The sequence below is a fragment of the Ignavibacteriales bacterium genome, assembly GCA_026390595.1.
Classification (GTDB): Bacteria; Bacteroidota; Ignavibacteria; order UBA10030; family UBA10030; genus UBA9647.
In genome coordinates, this window is sequence record JAPLFQ010000016.1 from 66,550 (window position 1) to 83,094 (window position 16,545).

Annotated in this window: 19 protein-coding genes; 16 read left to right on the top strand and 3 right to left on the bottom strand. The window is 53.4% G+C overall.

What is annotated here, in order from left to right; translation table 11 throughout:
• Nucleotides 1-16 precede the first annotated feature (16 nt).
• From NTU47_07200 to rpmB, 3 genes are all read right to left on the bottom strand, one after another.
• A complete protein-coding gene (locus tag NTU47_07200; protein ID MCX6133583.1) occupies nucleotides 17-538 on the bottom strand; it encodes a phosphatidylglycerophosphatase A in 522 nt (173 codons plus the stop codon).
• The gene (gene pgsA / locus NTU47_07205) at nucleotides 504-1,130 is read right to left on the bottom strand and encodes a CDP-diacylglycerol--glycerol-3-phosphate 3-phosphatidyltransferase (GenBank protein MCX6133584.1); all 627 of its coding nucleotides are present in this window, start codon (nucleotides 1,128-1,130) and stop codon (nucleotides 504-506) included. The genes NTU47_07200 and pgsA overlap by 35 nt, the downstream gene beginning before the upstream one ends.
• 98 nt (nucleotides 1,131-1,228) lie before the next feature.
• Nucleotides 1,229-1,420: a 50S ribosomal protein L28 gene (gene rpmB / locus NTU47_07210; GenBank protein MCX6133585.1), complete on the bottom strand. Its 192-nt coding sequence runs from the start codon at nucleotides 1,418-1,420 to the stop codon at nucleotides 1,229-1,231.
• Nucleotides 1,421-1,719: 299 nt separating this feature from the next.
• Between rpmB and tsaD the strand changes: the two genes are divergently transcribed.
• From tsaD to NTU47_07290, 16 genes are all read left to right on the top strand, one after another.
• Nucleotides 1,720-2,748, top strand: a complete 1,029-nt coding sequence (tsaD, locus tag NTU47_07215) for a tRNA (adenosine(37)-N6)-threonylcarbamoyltransferase complex transferase subunit TsaD (GenBank protein ID MCX6133586.1) — start codon at nucleotides 1,720-1,722, stop codon at nucleotides 2,746-2,748.
• 65 nt (nucleotides 2,749-2,813) lie between these two features.
• Nucleotides 2,814-3,608, top strand: a complete 795-nt coding sequence (trpA, locus tag NTU47_07220; protein MCX6133587.1) for a tryptophan synthase subunit alpha — start codon at nucleotides 2,814-2,816, stop codon at nucleotides 3,606-3,608.
• Between the two features lie 12 nt (nucleotides 3,609-3,620).
• Nucleotides 3,621-3,914: a chorismate mutase gene (locus NTU47_07225; GenBank protein MCX6133588.1), complete on the top strand. Its 294-nt coding sequence runs from the start codon at nucleotides 3,621-3,623 to the stop codon at nucleotides 3,912-3,914.
• Between the two features lie 49 nt (nucleotides 3,915-3,963).
• Nucleotides 3,964-4,971, top strand: a complete 1,008-nt coding sequence (gene mltG / locus NTU47_07230; GenBank protein ID MCX6133589.1) for an endolytic transglycosylase MltG — start codon at nucleotides 3,964-3,966, stop codon at nucleotides 4,969-4,971.
• 157 nt (nucleotides 4,972-5,128) lie between these two features.
• Nucleotides 5,129-5,767: a transposase gene (locus NTU47_07235; GenBank protein MCX6133590.1), complete on the top strand. Its 639-nt coding sequence runs from the start codon at nucleotides 5,129-5,131 to the stop codon at nucleotides 5,765-5,767.
• A 190-nt stretch (nucleotides 5,768-5,957) separates the two neighbouring features.
• Nucleotides 5,958-7,658, top strand: a complete 1,701-nt coding sequence (locus tag NTU47_07240) for an Ig-like domain-containing protein (protein ID MCX6133591.1) — start codon at nucleotides 5,958-5,960, stop codon at nucleotides 7,656-7,658.
• A 121-nt stretch (nucleotides 7,659-7,779) separates the two neighbouring features.
• Complete coding sequence (ndhC, locus tag NTU47_07245) at nucleotides 7,780-8,136, top strand: NADH-quinone oxidoreductase subunit A (protein ID MCX6133592.1); 357 nt, start codon at nucleotides 7,780-7,782, stop codon at nucleotides 8,134-8,136.
• Nucleotides 8,127-8,666, top strand: coding sequence for an NADH-quinone oxidoreductase subunit B (locus NTU47_07250; protein ID MCX6133593.1), 540 nt, complete (start codon nucleotides 8,127-8,129; stop codon nucleotides 8,664-8,666). The genes ndhC and NTU47_07250 overlap by 10 nt, the downstream gene beginning before the upstream one ends.
• Before the next feature lie 3 nt (nucleotides 8,667-8,669).
• The gene (locus NTU47_07255) at nucleotides 8,670-9,155 is read left to right on the top strand and encodes an NADH-quinone oxidoreductase subunit C (GenBank protein MCX6133594.1); all 486 of its coding nucleotides are present in this window, start codon (nucleotides 8,670-8,672) and stop codon (nucleotides 9,153-9,155) included.
• A complete protein-coding gene (nuoD, locus tag NTU47_07260; protein MCX6133595.1) occupies nucleotides 9,152-10,411 on the top strand; it encodes an NADH dehydrogenase (quinone) subunit D in 1,260 nt (419 codons plus the stop codon). The genes NTU47_07255 and nuoD overlap by 4 nt, the downstream gene beginning before the upstream one ends.
• A 112-nt stretch (nucleotides 10,412-10,523) precedes the next feature.
• A complete protein-coding gene (gene nuoE, locus NTU47_07265; GenBank protein MCX6133596.1) occupies nucleotides 10,524-10,994 on the top strand; it encodes an NADH-quinone oxidoreductase subunit NuoE in 471 nt (156 codons plus the stop codon).
• Nucleotides 10,995-11,000: 6 nt separating this feature from the next.
• A complete protein-coding gene (nuoF, locus tag NTU47_07270) occupies nucleotides 11,001-12,272 on the top strand; it encodes an NADH-quinone oxidoreductase subunit NuoF (protein MCX6133597.1) in 1,272 nt (423 codons plus the stop codon).
• Nucleotides 12,273-12,500: 228 nt separating this feature from the next.
• Complete coding sequence (locus NTU47_07275) at nucleotides 12,501-13,103, top strand: sigma-70 family RNA polymerase sigma factor (protein MCX6133598.1); 603 nt, start codon at nucleotides 12,501-12,503, stop codon at nucleotides 13,101-13,103.
• A 1-nt stretch (nucleotide 13,104) separates the two neighbouring features.
• Nucleotides 13,105-14,613 carry a hypothetical protein gene (locus NTU47_07280; GenBank protein MCX6133599.1) on the top strand — a complete coding sequence of 503 codons (1,509 nt, stop codon included), beginning with the start codon at nucleotides 13,105-13,107 and terminating at the stop codon, nucleotides 14,611-14,613.
• Nucleotides 14,614-14,756: 143 nt separating this feature from the next.
• Nucleotides 14,757-15,236: a dUTP diphosphatase gene (gene dut / locus NTU47_07285; GenBank protein ID MCX6133600.1), complete on the top strand. Its 480-nt coding sequence runs from the start codon at nucleotides 14,757-14,759 to the stop codon at nucleotides 15,234-15,236.
• On the top strand, nucleotides 15,233-16,543 hold the full coding sequence (locus NTU47_07290) for an AI-2E family transporter (GenBank protein MCX6133601.1): 1,311 nt from the start codon (nucleotides 15,233-15,235) through the stop codon (nucleotides 16,541-16,543). The genes dut and NTU47_07290 overlap by 4 nt, the downstream gene beginning before the upstream one ends.
• Nucleotides 16,544-16,545 lie beyond the last annotated feature (2 nt).

Genomic DNA, 16,545 nt, shown 5'->3' on the forward strand with positions numbered 1-16,545 from the left:
ATTCTATGAGTATTGTTCAGATGATTTGTAAAGCGACCGCCAGCTGCAGGAGGAGATTGGTGTAGATTGCAGAAACAACGTCGTCGAGCATTACCCCTGAGCCTCCGTGAAGATTGTCGAACCGGCGGGCGGGGAACGGCTTGACGATGTCCAGTATACGGAAGATGAAGAAGGCGAGGGTGGCAACAAGAATGGTCTTCGGAAGAAAAAGGAGAGAGACCCACATGCCAAGCACTTCGTCAATCGTGACTTCACCCGGATCGTGTCCGTAAACCTTCTCCATTGCATCCGAGGCCTTGATGCCAAGGGCGAGAACCAGCAGGCTCGCAGGGAGCAGAATGTACCATCGTTCGAATCCTGGAATACAGTAGAATGCGAGACCGACAGCGCTCCCGACTGTTCCGGATGCTACCGGTGAGAACCCCGAGAACAGACCAGAGGCGAATGCCTTCGTGACAAAACCCACCTTCGGGGGCTGGGCGACTGATTGATCGGCGGGGTTGTTACTCGGATTCTGTGGATCGGTTGGAAGAGCCATACAATTCTCGGACAGTCGTCCAGTTGTCGATGACGTAGAGGACACCAGTCAGCAGTGTGATGGCTGCAATGACCGCCATGCCGGCGTAGAGTATTGATTGCCCGAGAAGCTGATCGAGCAATGCTGAATACCGTGACCGAAAATACTCGGTATCGCGTGCGATGTAGGCAAGAAGAATATAATAGATCAGTGCAAACTGAAGAAACGTCTTTGTCTTCGCCATGCGCGAAGTGTCAAAGGGCTTCCCTTTGAGTTCGGCGTAGGACCGGAGGAATGTGATGAGGATATCACGGATCACGATCACCCAGACAGTCCAGGCAGGGACAAGGTTGAGGTACATGAATGCAATGAGAGCTGCGGAGGTGACGACCTTGTCTGCCAGCGGGTCAAGAAATGTTCCCCACCGCGTCACGTATCCCCATCGGCGTGCGACCCACCCATCGTACCAGTCCGTAAGCATTGCAATCACGAAGACAACCGGAGAGAGCTGCCTCAGAACGGGGTCCGCCGAGAACAAGAACGCGACGAACACCGGCGTAAGGAGGATGCGAAGAAACGTCAGCTGATTTGGGGGAGAAAAAGCTAGCTTCATCACCTGGGTTGTATGGTTTCAATCAACAGCGGAACAAAAAATCCCGCCGAAGTTGCGGGATTTTTCTTGCCACAATCTATGTCGGAACCTCGCCCGCGTTAGGCGGCTTTCTGAACCTTGCCGGATTTAATGCAGTTTGTACACACCGTGATGCGCCGAACTGAACCATCGACTTTTGCTCGCACCGATTGGAGGTTAGGAAGAAACCGTCGGGGCGATCGGTTGTGGGCGTGGCTTACATGATTTCCGGCCATTGGTTTTTTGCCGCAGATTTCGCAAACTCTTGCCATCAGTAAACTCCATCTCTATAGTTCAAAATTGTAAACCAATATAGAGAGAAAATCAGAGAGAGGCAAGACCATTTTGCCGTGCCCACCACGATGTGGCCGGGGGCGGACCAACGTTGCACAAACCTGTTTTTTTGGTTATCATAATCAAAACCATGGGAGTTCATATTGTGAATAGTGAGTAGTGAACAGTGAACAGAAGGCGGCCAGGGAGTGATTTGGGCTCGATCCGACTTCATGTCGTTGGCCTTGAACCCTGGAACTCGAAACTCTAAACTCCAAACCCGAAACTCCTAACTCCTTTGACCATTCTCGGTATTGAAACATCGTGTGACGAGACCTCTGCAGCCATCGTGCGTGACGGCCGACTCTTGGCGAATGTCACGGCGACGCAATTGTTCCACTCGCAATACGGAGGGGTCGTCCCTGAACTGGCTTCAAGGGCGCACCAGCGCCGCATAATTCCGGTTGTGGAGGAGGCGCTTGCGAAAGCCGGGGTCTCCAAAAACGAACTCGACGGGATCGCCGCCGTCTATGGGCCCGGGTTGGTCGGCGCAATTCTCGTTGGTCTGAGCTTCGGAAAATCCATGGCCCTTGGCCTGGGGATTCCGTTTGTCGGCGTCGACCACATGGAGGCCCACATTTTCTCCAACCTCATCGACGATCCAAAGCCCGAATTCCCATTCGTAAACCTGACTGTTTCGGGCGGACACACCCAACTCGTTCTGGTGAAGGGACCGTTTGAACATCAGGTCCTCGGCGAGACGAAGGACGACGCGGCTGGAGAGGCATTCGATAAGGTGGCGAAGATGCTTGGAATTGGCTATCCGGGCGGACCACTGATTGACAAGTACGCCAAAGACGGAGATCCTGCGTTTGTCAGTTTTCCCCGTCCGTACCTCGAAGAGGGATCGCTCGAATTCAGTTTCAGCGGACTGAAGACCTCCGTCCTCTATTATCTTAGAAAGAGCGGCTTCATACCATTTTCTGATGGAGCTGAGGCGTCGATCACTCAGAAGAAACTGCGCTCTGACCTGTGTGCCAGTTTTCAGGCGGCTGTCGTGGACGTGCTCGTCAACAAGGCAATTCGCGCTGCTCAGGCATCACGAGTCAAGAGTATCACAGTCTCCGGGGGCGTTTCAGCGAATTCTGAACTCCGCACGAGGATGGTGGAAACTGCCGTTCGCCATGGATTGTCTGTGTTCATGCCGAAATTTGAATACTGCACCGACAACGGGGCGATGGTGGCGATGGTCGGGTACACGAAAATGCAGTCAGGGAAGACATCAAGTCTCGAATTGACAGCGGAGCCAAACCTGTCGCTTGCATGATTCGCTGTCGTGGGCAACAATCCCGAAGCGTCGGTCGGGCAAAGAGCAACCAACAATATGCCGAAATGAATCGGATCCAGAAAAAGTTCGCCAGCCTCAAAGCCGCCGGCCAAAAAGCGCTCGTTCCGTACATCACGCCTGAGTTTCCCTTCAAAGGTATGACGCTTGGCCTGCTCCGGGCACTTGAGGAAGCGGAAGCGGACCTCATTGAGGTGGGGATTCCGTTCTCTGATCCTCTTGCCGACGGTGAGACTATTCAGCATTCTTCCGAGATTGCATTGAAGAACGGTGCTACGGCTGAACGAATTCTCGAAGCGGTGCGCGAATTCCGAGCCGACAGTGAACTTCCAATTCTGTTGATGGGATACATCAACCCGATTATCCGATTCGGAGTTGAAAAGTTTCTGGCGAGGTGCAAGTCGGCCGGTGTCGATGGGCTCATCATCCCCGATCTTCCTCCCGAGGAAGCTTCCGAGATGACGACATTAAGTCGGAAGTGCGGAATCAGCAACGTATTTCTGATTGCTCCAACCAGTTCCGACGCGAGGATCAAGGAGATTGATGGTTGCTCGACGGACTTTTCCTATTGTGTCTCTGTCACGGGTGTGACAGGTTCGCGAGCACAGTTCGGTGAGGGGGGAGGTTTGGACGAGTTTCTGCAGAGGGTACGGAGGAATTCCCGGAAGCCGTTTGTTGTCGGTTTTGGGATCTCACAGCGTGAGCACGTGCAGCGCGTCTGGGAATATGCGGATGGAGCGGTAGTCGGATCCTCTCTCATTAATGTGTTGGGGAAGGCAGCGTCCGAAGAACAAGCCCTTCGCGCTGCTGTCGATTTCCTTCGTTCAATTCGTCCAAACTAACCGGGATTCATTATGAATGAGCTTGATGTCTGGCGTAAGAAAATCGATGATATAGATCTGCAGCTGGTGAACCTGCTGAACGAGCGCACGATGTGCGCGACAGAAATCGGAAAGATCAAGATCAGGCTTGGGTTGGACGCGTACTCTCCGGAGCGTGAGGTGGAAGTGATGAAGAATGTGACGGCCTGCAACAAAGGACCTCTTTCCTCGCCTGCCGTCCGGCGGCTCTTTGAACGTATTATTGACGAAGCCCGCAGCGTGGAGCGGGTCTATATGCACGAGCAGAAAAAGAAATCAAAAAGGTGATTCTCTGTCTGCAGGATCGTCCATATCGGGATCTTTCCGGAAACGGTGGGTGCAGGCCGTTGCCATTGTGCTTTTGGCTCTCGCCTCCGGGACGATGTATGCAATCTTCTTTGCGTCGAATACCTCGGTGCTTGCTTCGGAACGCACCGTCATCATACCCCGCGGCGCCTCGTTCAGAACGGTGCTCGATTCGCTCGAGTCTTCCGGCGTTCTGCGAGTCCGGTGGACTCTGAGCCTGGCCGGCAGGGTACTCGGCCTCACGAAAACGATGAAGGTGGGAAAATACCTGTTCCCGCGCGGGCTCTCAAATATTGCGATTCTCAACGATCTCGCCGAAGGGAAGTCCCGCATTCTCATCAACATTCCGATTCCGGAAGGATGGAGGATGGAACGGATTGCTCTCCAATGCGGCAAGATCCTCGGTGTCGACTCGCAGCGGTTCATTTCGCTCTGCGACAACAGTTCGTTCCGAAAGGAACTTGGGATCGATGCTCCATCGATCGAGGGATACCTCCTGCCGGACACGTATAAATTTCTCTGGCAGGTAAGCGAAGAGGAGATCATCGAGCGGATGGTGGGGGAGTTCAGGAAGTTCTACGCAGACAGTCTGAAACGTCGTCAGGATGATCTGGGATTTTCGATGAAGGAGGTCCTTGCGCTTGCCTCGATTGTCGAAGGGGAAGCAATACTTGATCGGGAACGACCGGTTATTGCCGGTGTCTACCTCAATAGACTGAAAAAGAGAATGCGCCTGGAGGCAGACCCGACGGTGCAGTACGCTCTCCCTGAATGGAAGCGAAGGCTGACCTACTCAGATCTTCGAATCGATTCTCCGTACAACACATATCTTTATTATGGACTCCCCCCCGGGCCAATCAACAATCCAGGCCGGAAATCTATTCTCGCAGCTCTGTATCCCGAAAAGCACTCATTCCTCTATTTTGTTGCAGACGGAACCGGCGGGCACGTCTTCTCCCGTAACTACGCCGAACACCAGAAAGCGGTGAACTCATACCGGCGAATGAAACGTGAAGCCGCAAAAGCAGCTGGCTCGTAAGTCAGGCTGGCCGAATTGTCAGACAAAGCGTTGTTTCTCCCAACGGCCGCCCCGCGGTGGGCTGAAGTTCGTGCTGCCAGCCAGAGTGCAAATTGAAACTTGTTGTCCTGCAATCTCCCGCCGATTACATTCCCTCAGGACGACTTACCAGAGGGACATGCAACCAGATCCAAAGATCTTCTACCGAAGACGTCTTCCGCACTACCAGCCGCCAGGAGAGACGTTTCACGTGACGTTTCGCCTTGCTGGGTCGCTGCCTGTTGAGGTCGTTGTGAGATTGAAGCATGAGCATGAAGCGATAAAGCGAAAAGTGCGTCAGGTCGGCAAGTCTGAAGAGCAAAGGAAACTTACCCGAGAATTGGGAGCGACCTATTTCGATAAATATGATGGATTGCTGGATCGAGCAGGCAATGGGCCCACTTGGCTTGGGGACGATCGAGTCGCTTCTGTCGTGATGAGTGCATTGCTCTACCGGGACGGTAATATCTACGACATGCTCGCCGCCTGTGTGATGCCAAACCATGTGCATGTGTTAATGCATGTAAAGCGAAGCGATGCTTCGCTTTACAGAATCCTCCAATCTCTGAAATCTTACACCGCTGTCACCTGCAACGCCTGCCTCAATCGTTCCGGTGCTTTCTGGCATCACGAAAGCTACGACCATGTCATCCGAGATGGCGCAGAGCTAGAGAGGACGATCTGGTACATCTTGGAGAATCCTGTGAAGGCCGGACTGTGTCGCAATTGGCGGGATTGGCGGTGGACCTACGTGAAAAAGGGGCTGGTTGAACCGTAGGACGAAGCGTTGCTTCGTCGCAGGTCGGCGTAGGCGGACCATCGAGCGCCCACGGTCTGACCTGGTGGAATGTATCCAACGAGGCCGACGAGCGTCCCCCTCCTCGCTTTCTCGTTCCTTTCTTCTCCACTACCGTTTTATTATATTCACCCATCAATAAAACTCCGGGTCACGACAAGAAAATGATCTGATGCGCAATATCCTCCTCATAGTACTCCTTCCATTCATTCTCCTCTCTTGCGCCGGCCAACGTGCCCCGGAAGGGGGGCCGATCGATACCGATCCGCCGACTGTGGCCTCAACGATCCCTGCGAATTATGCCACCCGCTTCAGCGGCCGAAGCATCACGCTGGAATTCAACGAGTATGTCGACCATCGAAGTGTCGAAGGTGCAGTCTTTGTTTCGCCTTCGCTCGGCCAACTCGAGTTCGATTGGTCCGGACGAGAAGTCGAAATACGCTTTGCAGGAACCTTGCGGCGCAGCACGACGTACGTCGTCACGATCGGAACCGATGTGGTGGATCTCCACAATCGCAACAAGATGGCGCAATCGTATACCCTTGCCTTTACGACGGGTGAGGACATCGACCATGGTGCGGTAGAGGGAAGAGTGTTCCCGCGCAGGGAAACCGACCCTGCGCTTGGAGCAATGATTTTTGCATATAGGCTCGATGGCCTCAATCCTGACACACTGGACCCAAGAACGACGAAGCCGGACTACGTTACGCAATCAGGGAAGGATGGCGGATTTCTTCTGAGGCATCTTACCTTCGGATCGTATCGAATTATTGCCGTACGGGATGACTACAAGAATCTCTTGTACGATCCGGAGACTGACGAATTCGGGGCTCAGCCTGACGAAATTGTTCTGACTCCGACGGACACGCTCAAAGCAGGGGTCTGGATGAGGCTCGGCAAGGAAGACACGACTGCTGTCCGGATGACGAAGGCGGCCTCCACGAACAATCGACACGTGATGATTGAATTGTCTTCGCCGATGGACACCAGCGGCCTCAGCGCAAACTGGTTTCGGGTTTCAGACACCGTGAGTCAGAAGCCACTTGGCGTGTTGTCGGTATGTCCGGTGATTCCGAAAATGACCTCAGTCGTCGTCGTTACGGACACGCAACGAGCCGGGGAGGGGTATCGTGTAGAGATCTCGTCTCTACGCGGCGTCAACGGCTTGAGAGTCAGCCCCTCGGCGAATCGCCTGACGTTTTCGGGTTCTGAGGTAAGAGATACACTGGCTCCCAGGATCGCATCGATCTCTCTGGCCGACAGTGCAAAGGAAATTGATCTCCAGCCGAAGTTCCTGCTCAGCTTCTCGGACGCCGTGAAGCGGGAAAGAGCGGGGAACTCGATCTCTCTCATTGATAGTAGTCGCAGCGCGGTTCCTCTCAGGCTGCGCTGGCTCTCCGATGCCTCGGTGGAAGTTATGCCTCAAGGAAGACTGGCCAGCAGGACATGGTTTACACTTCGAATCGGGATGCGGAGCGTGATGAACCTGGCAGGGCGAGCCGGAAAAGATTCGCTGCGGGTATTCCGGTTTCAAACTATTGATGACGAGTTGTTCAGCAGCATCGAAGGTTTCATCCACGATGTGAGCGTGTCAGATCCCAAAGGCGATGTCTTCCTCGTAGCCCGAAACGTCTCGAGGAAGGAGCCAAAGGAATATGTCGTCCGGCTTTCTCAGCCCGGACCGTTCATGCTGAGCGACCTGCTCGAGGGCAAATATCTCCTTCAGGCATTCAGAGATCGCGATGATGATGGAAAATTTTCTCCGGGTCAGGTCTTTCCTTTCCGGCGATCAGAGCGGTTTACTGAATATCCTGACACGCTGAGACTCCGTGCGCGGTGGCCTCTCGAAAATGTCGAATTGAAGTTGCATTGATCCGTAACCCATTGATTTGTTTGACTTTTTGACCAATTTTGTTTAACCTCATTGGAATTTTGCATCGCGGTATGCTTCAGGAACAGCATGCTGCAACGTTATTCCCAGTTCGAGTGTTTTTATGCTAGAAAGCTATGTTCCGATATTCGTCATGGTCGCCGGGGGCATCATCTTCGGCGTAGTCATGGTGAAATTGAACGAGTGGTTTGGGCCGCGCCGGCCTTCGCCGGAGAAGCTCTCGACGTATGAAAGCGGTATGGACCCGGTCAGGAGCGCACGCGAACGGTTCTCCGTCAAGTACTACATGGTTGCGGTTCTGTTCATCCTTTTCGACATCGAAGTGGTCTTTCTCTATCCTTGGGCTGTCTCCTTCAAGCAGTTGGGGGTGGGTGGGTTTATTGAGATGGTGGTCTTTATCGCAATTCTGCTGATTGGGTATTTTTACGTTTGGAGGAAAGGAGCTCTTGAATGGGATTAGAGCATGCGCTGGGTGATAGTTTCCTTACCACGAAAATAGACCTCGCAATCAATTGGTGCCGCAAGAATTCTCTCTGGCCGATGCCCATGGGCATTTCATGCTGCGCTATCGAAATGATGGCGTTTGCCGGCCCGCGCTTTGACGTTGCACGGTTTGGGTCGGAAGTGTTTCGATTTTCCCCGCGTCAATCCGACGTGATGATCGTCGCAGGAACGACGACGTTCAAGATGGCCAAGGTCGTGCGAAAAATCTACGACCAAATGCCGGATCCCAAATGGGTGATTGCGATGGGCGCATGCACATCATCCGGAGGAATGTATCGTACCTATTCAGTTGTGCAGGGCATTGACCAGTTTCTCCCTGTCGATGTCTATGTCGCAGGCTGCCCGCCCCGTCCGGATAATCTGCTCAACGCGTTGATCAAACTGCAGGAAAAAGTGCAACGTGGAGAGAGTAAGGGGAGCTTCCCTGCGTATGTAGGCGAAGCGAAGCTCAACCAACCGCAGGCTCTCCCGATAATCTCAGGCTGAGGAATGAACGCTGTTATCATCGATAAATTGCAGGCGCGGTTTGGGAAAGAAAGTGTCCTTCCCAGTGAATTCCGGGATGAACTCACGATCGTCGTGCCGAAGAACCAGATCGTCGACATCTGCCGCTTCCTCAAAGAGGATGCAGAGTTGAAATTCGATTTCCTAATGGATCTTTGCGGCATTGACATGAACACTCCCGAGAATCGATTCGGGGTGATCTACAACATTTACTCGCTGACGAACAAGTTCCGACTTCGTCTGAAGACCTTCACCGAAGAAGCAGACCTCAAGGTCCCGACCGTCACTGGTGTGTGGGGCACAGCGAACTGGCACGAACGCGAAACATTTGACATGTTCGGCGTAGTGTTTGAAGGGCACCCTGATCTGCGAAGGGTCTACATGCCCGAGGATTTTGAACATTTCCCGCTTCGGAAGGACTTTCCTCTCATGGGAATCCCCGGATCCATTCCTCTGCCGAAGAACAAGTGACGGAAACCCGAATGGAAGAAGTCCCGAAAAAGACGAAGATTCTTCAGGCCCTTGAGGACCAGAACACCAGCGTGTCGTTTGAAGATCCGCTTGAGAATGATATGATCCTCAACATGGGCCCCCAGCATCCGGCGACGCATGGTGTGCTGCGGCTTCTCATTCGACTCGACGGTGAAACCGTCGTGGGATGCGTGCCCGAAATCGGTTATCTCCATCGCGGCTATGAGAAGCTGGCTGAGAATTCCACGTTCCACGAGTTTATTCCTCACACAGACCGTCTCGATTACCTCTCCCCGTTGAACAACAACACGGCGTATGCTCTTGCCGTTGAGAAACTCCTCGGGATTGAAGCGCCTCCCCGTGCTCAGTATATCAGGGTAATGATTTCGGAACTCGCGCGTATCTCGTCGCACTTGATGTTTCTCGGTTCGCTTGCGATGGATGTTGGAGCGCTGACCGTCTGGATGTGGGCGTTTCGTGAGCGGGAGAAGCAGTATGATATCTTCGAAAATATCGCGGGTGCACGATTCACGACAAGTTATACGCGCATCGGCGGACTTGCACAGGACGTGGAAGCATCGACGCTTGCGATGGTAAGAGCATTCGTGGAAGCATTGCCCGGCCACCTCGTCGAATGCGAGAAACTCCTCAACACGAACCGAATTTTCCTCGAGCGCACGGATGGCGTTGGGGTTATCACACGGGATCAGGCGGTCGACCTGGGTCTCACGGGCCCCGGCCTTCGCGCGTGCGGTGTCGATCATGACCTTCGGAAAGCGAATCCGTATCTCGTCTACAAAGATCTCGATTTCGGTGTGCCGCTGTATGAGGGAGGCGATGCACTCGCACGGTACTACGTCCGAATGGCCGAGATGAGGGAGAGCGTCAGCATCATCAAGCAAGTGCTGGAGAAGATGCCGTCCGGCGATGTGCATGCATTCAAACCGAAGAAGGTGCTTCCCCGCAAAGAGCGCATCTACACGCGGATGGAAGAGCTTATTCACGATTTCATGCTGGTGAATTTCGGAGTCGATCCACCTGTCGGCGAGACGTACAGCGCTGTCGAGGCGCCCAAGGGTGAACTGGGCTTCTACATATATAGTGACGGCAAAGGTTACCCGTGGCGGCTAAAAATCCGCTCTCCGTCATTCGTAAACCTCCAATCCCTCCCAACGATGATTATGGGTTGCATGATCTCCGATGTTGTCGCAGTCATTGGCAGTCTCGACCCGGTCATGGGAGAAGCAGATAAATGATTTTCGATTGCCGAATGTCGATTGTCGATTTGAAGACGACGAGCGACAATAATCGACAATCGTAATCTCGTGGTGAGCGAAACCGAACCATCGCAAATCGACAATTACCAGAATGCTATCTCAACAAAATCTCGACAAGATAGAGGACTTGAAGAAGTCCTACCCCACGACGCAGGCATTGGTGTTGCCGGTGCTCTGGATGGTGCAGGAGGAGCACGGCTACATCTCCGAAGAATCGATGCGGTATGTTGCCGGGATTTTAAACGTGACGTTTGGTCACGTGCTCGGCCTCGTGACCTTCTATACAATGTTCAATTCGAAGCCGATGGGGAGACGGCACGTCGAGGTATGCACGAATGTCTCCTGCATGCTTCGCGGATCGGACAAGATTGTCGCACATCTCGAAAAACGTCTCGGTATCGGTTTGGGGGAGACCTCGAAGGACAAGAAATGGACGCTCTCAGAAGTTGAGTGCATGGGTTCGTGTGGAACTGCGCCGATGCTCGCTGTTGGCGAGGAATACTACGAGAACCTCACGGAAGAGAAACTCGATCGGATTATCGCAGAGCTGGAGCGAGAGTAGACTGCCATGGAAAAGTATATTCTACCTGACATACACGGACTGCACATGATAGACGTCTACGAGGCGCACGGCGGTTACAAGGCGCTTCGGAAAGCCCTGGGGATGAAGCCTGAGGAAGTGACGGATGAAGTGAAAAAGTCCGGCTTGCGCGGCAGGGGAGGAGCGTGTTTCCCCACAGGATTGAAGTGGACCTTCATGCCTAAGCAAACGACAAAGCCAAAGTATCTTTGTGTGAACGGTGACGAGTCGGAACCCGGAACATTTAAAGACAGGCAGATCTTTGAATCCAATCCTCATCTCCTGATCGAAGGGATTCTGATCGGCGCATACGCCATGGGTGTCACCACCTCGTACGTCTATATCAGAGGCGAGTATGGCAAGTGGATCCGCATGGTCGAGAAAGCGGTGGCCGACGCGTATGCGAAGGGGTATGTGGGGACCAGCATCGCGGGATCTTCGTTCTCAACCAACATCGTTATCCATAAAGGCGCCGGCGCCTACATTTGCGGTGAAGAATCGTCGCTGATGAATTCTATCGAAGGTTTGCGTGGCTACCCGCGCATTAAACCTCCTTTCCCTGCCCAGTTTGGTTTGTGGGGCTGCCCGACGACGATCAACAATGTCGAAACCATGAGCAACATCCCATTGATTCTCAACAATGGATGGGAATGGTATTCGAAGATCGGCGCGCCGAAACATCCCGGACCGATACTCGTTGGCATCAGCGGACATGTCAACAAGCCCGGTGTCTATGAACTGCCCACCGGAGTACCTTTGCTCGAGATCATCTACAAGCACGCGGGCGGTGTGCCGGAAGACAAGAAGATCAAGGCTCTCATCCCCGGAGGTTCTTCGACGATGATCATGCGCGGTGACCAACTTGAAGGCGCATGCATGGACGCAGAGTCCCTGAAAGCAGCCGGATCGTCTGTCGGAACAGCGGGCATGATAGTCATGGATGAAGACACGGACCTTATCAGGGTCATTGAACGCATCGCGATGTTTTACTATCACGAATCGTGCGGGCAATGCACCCCGTGCCGTGAAGGAACTGGATGGCTCTGGAAAATCCTGAAACGGTTCGGGAAGGGGGAAGGCCGGATGGACGACATCGATCTGTTGATGGACATTGCCAACAACATCGAAGGGAACACGATCTGTGCTCTCGGTGATGCTGCGGCGTGGCCGGTTCAATCAATGATCCGGCGGTTCCGCGATGAATTCGAAAAACGAGTCAATTCTGCTCCGGCACGAATCGGGCAGGAAGCCGCGGCCTGACCAGCCAACGTCAGCCTGAATAATGAAGCCCGTGTTCGCCAGACCTGACAAAGGGGCGTTCATGGGCTTTCTTTTTTTATCCGACTCCGGGGAACTGAATCCCTGATAAAATGCAACAAACGGCCCGGTATGACTGTATACGAAGGACCCTAGAGGGACAACGTAAGAAGGAACACGAAGGGATTTCGATACGTCTATATGACTGAATCCGGACACATAAAGCAGCCGATGGCCTATCAAACGCTGGCGCAGCCGGCTGAAGCACCACTGAAAGCAAAAAGCGACGAAGTGCTGATCACCCTTGTGCATCAGGGAGAGCAGGGTGCCTATCGCATTTTGGTCGAGCGTTACCAGGAACGAATCAGGAATCTGGTCTATTCCATTTTCCACGACCAGCAAGTGGTCGATGATCTGTCCCAGGAAGTGTTCATCAAAGCGTACGAAGCTCTGTCACAGTTCCGGTTCCAGTCATCCTTTTACACGTGGCTGTATCGCATCGCCGTCAATAAGAGCAGGGATGAGCTTAGGAAAAGAAAGGTTCGGCGTTGGTTCTCGCTTCAAACCATGCTGGAGTCGTCGGACAAGGAATTGGGATCGAAGATTGTTGTTGAGCAGCATGACAATGAGCCGCAGGAGTTGCTCGCCGCCGGATTGAAGACGTTGCCGGAGAAGTATCGTATCGCCGTCATTCTGAAAGACATCGACGGACTATCCTATGAAGAAATTGCGGAGATTATGGAATGCGAAATTGGTACAGTGAAGTCAAGACTGTCGCGCGCCCGCGCGATGCTGAGAAAAGTTCTTGAGCCTTTGCTGAAGGAGAGAATCTAAGATGAAACCTCAGACAAAGACCGAACTGTCTCAGCTGCTTTCCGGTTATCTTGACGGAGAGCTCGATGAGCGACAGATACACGATGTGGAAACCATCCTGTCGCAGGATTCCGAAGCCCGGAAGGAATTTGAAGAACTCAGGGCATTGAAGAGCCTGCTGACATCGAAGCGACAGCTTCCGCCGTCCTACGGCTTCTGGAGCCGGTTTTCCACAGAGCTCGAACGAAGGAAGAGGGAAGAGGACAATCTCCTCCCATTTCCGCGGAAGTATGTGCCGGCTGTTGCCATCAGCGGTGCGATTGTTGTGCTCGTTCTTGGTGTTCTGATGTTCCAGCAGCGCTCCAGGCTGATTGAATACGTCAGCAGGCAATCGGAGCGGGTGCAGAAGGCAGTCGAGGATAATGTCCTCAAGGGCTCATTGATGCCCCTCTTCACGCATATCGACAAGAACCAGGCGCTGCAATTTGCCATGTTTGGTACGCTTCCTCTCGATGCGAAGGCGGAAACGGAAATGCGCGTAAATGAAGACTCTGCCCGCGGCTACACGATCGATGTTGATAAGAAGAGGGAGCGGAAGACACCTACGGTGACGGTGCAGGATTTTGTCGATGAGGTGCAACCGAGCCATGTACAGCTCCAGATTATTGATTCTTTGCTCGACCTCGGCCGGGTGAAGCTCGAAGGTTCGATCCTGGTGGCCGAGGACAAAGCGATGGCCGTCAATCCAGAACTCTCGCGATTGAACCGGGTCATGCTTTCCGGTATTGCTGCGGCCCTGGAACCCGATCAGCGTGTGAAGTTCGAACAATTCCTGCATTCCAGGAAGTCGACGTATATGCTGGCTGGCGGACGGCGTGGACCGGAATCCGCCGAGCGCATCTATCATACGATGAGGACTCCTGAAGGGATGGCGCAGTTCGTGGTCTTTTCGCCCGATACGGTTCTCGTCTCGCGACTCGAGATTGATCTTGACAGTTTGCGCCGTCACACCGGAGCGATGGTGGAAAGACAGAGGACTGTAGGGGTGCACGTAAACAGTTTGATACGACGGATGGCGGAGCGCGAGATGGCGGTGAGTATGCAACAACGTCCGCCGGCACCTCATGTGCGGATATCCGGGGATTCGGATTCATTCAGCATTCAGGTCAGCACGGGATGGGAGGGTATGCCCGCAATGCCCAGGGATCCGTGGGTGAGGCCTCGTATGTCAGAGCAGGTTGGGAGACATGGTCAACAGCCAGGTGCAGGATTCAATATGCAACTCGGAGGGGACGACAGTTCCTTCTTCTTCAACCTCGACATGGATAGTATCGCGGTACGGATTGGGAAGTCGGTCAACGGAGGAGGCTTTGAGGTATTCAAGGGAGATCCAAGATCGCGCGGTCGTGCTGTCCAGGGAAAGGAGCGCAAGATGTCGAAGCTGGATTCCCTTATGAACGAGATGGACAAACGCGAGCGTCAGCGCGAACGATTGCAGAAGGAAAAGCAACTTCCAGAGCCAAGACGCTAAGCGAGTACAAGAGAGCCTTTTTTGAGGACGGGGCCCCGATGCGCAATGCCGCACCGGGGCTCGTCATTTCAGGTGGTTTGCTTATCTTTTCACTCTTGCATATATTTATTTCACAGAAACCTTCCGGAGAGTGATAGACCTACTTGTCAGAACACATCAAAGTTCGCATTAGCCGCGTTGGTCAGGGGGAACATGACCTTCCGCTCCCGGCATATGCAACATCAGGTTCAGCGGGGATGGACCTTGTTGCAAATGTCGAGGCCGATGTTTGTATCAATCCTGCCGAGACCATTCTTGTCCCAACCGGGATCAGCGTTCAGCTTCCCGAGGGGTACGAGGCACAGGTACGTCCTCGCAGCGGTCTCGCCATCAAACACCAGATTGGGATCCTGAACTCGCCCGGGACGATTGACTCGGACTACCGCGGCGAAGTGAAGATCGTGCTCACGAATTTCGGAAAACAACCGTTCACCGTCCGGCGTGGTGATCGTATCGCGCAGATGATTGTTCAGAAATACGCCAGGGTCGAGTGGGACGAAGTGCAGTCGCTGGATGAGACTGCTCGCGGCGGCGGGGGATTTGGCCACACTGGTGTTTCGTCGTCCAAGGGGGAGAGATCATGAGTGCCAAGAGGCGTCCACAGAGGTTGCGTCCAGGTGTTGAACCACAGGTCGATGCGCTCGACACGCACTGGGATTCGTTGTTTCAGTCTCTCGGTCGTATCGAAATTGTTCTCCTTATCGGAGCTATTCTGCTCCTGTTGGTTCTGATTTATTCCATTCAATCTGTCCTGTCACCATTCCTTCTTCTTGGCGCAATCCTGTTCCTTCTGTATCCCCTGCGTGGATACAGCCTTGCCAAGAAAATAATGTGGTTGAGTGTAATTCTCTTCAGTATCTGGTTCGTCTCCTCGATATCATCGCTGCTTGCTCCGTTCGCGGTCTCACTTGTGCTTGCCTATGTGATGAACCCGATCGTTGAGCGCTTCGAAAAATGGGGTGTCCCTCGCTGGGTCACCTCGATGATTCTCATCCTGATTCTTCTCGGCTTGATCGTGCTCTTCTTCTTCCTCGTGCTTCCGGTGGTGTTGACGCAGGTTGAGGGCATTCTCGATTCACTCTCAAAACTAATTGTCGATTTCAACACATTTGTTTGGAATAGCAGTATGGTAAGAGCTCTTGAGAAATACGGCGTCTCGGGAGATGAAGTGCGGAACACGATCACGAGCCAGTTCACGCCAAAACTGGAGGATATCCTCAAGAACCTCGTGCGCGGCATGTTAATGCTGGCGAGCAGCATCGGCAACCTCGTCACGCAGATTTTCTATGTCGTCCTCGTCCCGTTTCTCACATTCTACTTGCTGTCTGACTTGCCGAAGATCCGTCATCGCTTCACGATGCTCTTTGCTCAACGGTACAGAGACCGCGTGGAATCCTACCTGAAGACAGCAGATGATGTCATTGGTCTGTATCTCCGCGGAGCGGTGACGGTGGCTTTGCTGCAGGGCGTTATCATCGCAACGATTTTCTCGATCGTCGGCATCAAGTATGCGCTGATGATCGGTGTTGTCGCCGCGATTCTGGACCTTATTCCGTACTTCGGGCTCATCATTACTATGGCGCTCGCCGCTCTCGTGTCGATGTTCAGCGATCCCCCGGTGTTGCCGAAAGTCCTGTTTGCAATCCTCTCGATCGAGTCATTGCGCATTTTCGAGACGATGTACCTCTCCCCGCGCATCGTCGGAAGTAAAATCGGACTGCATCCCCTGCTCGTGATTTTCTCGATCCTCGTATTCTTCTACTTCCTGGGTTTCCTCGGATTACTCATTGCAGTGCCGACGACGGCCTTGATGATCACCTTCGTCAAAGAATGGGAAGCGATGCGAAAGGGCATGCCTCCTGGCGTCTACCATACTCCACCGGGTAAGTGATT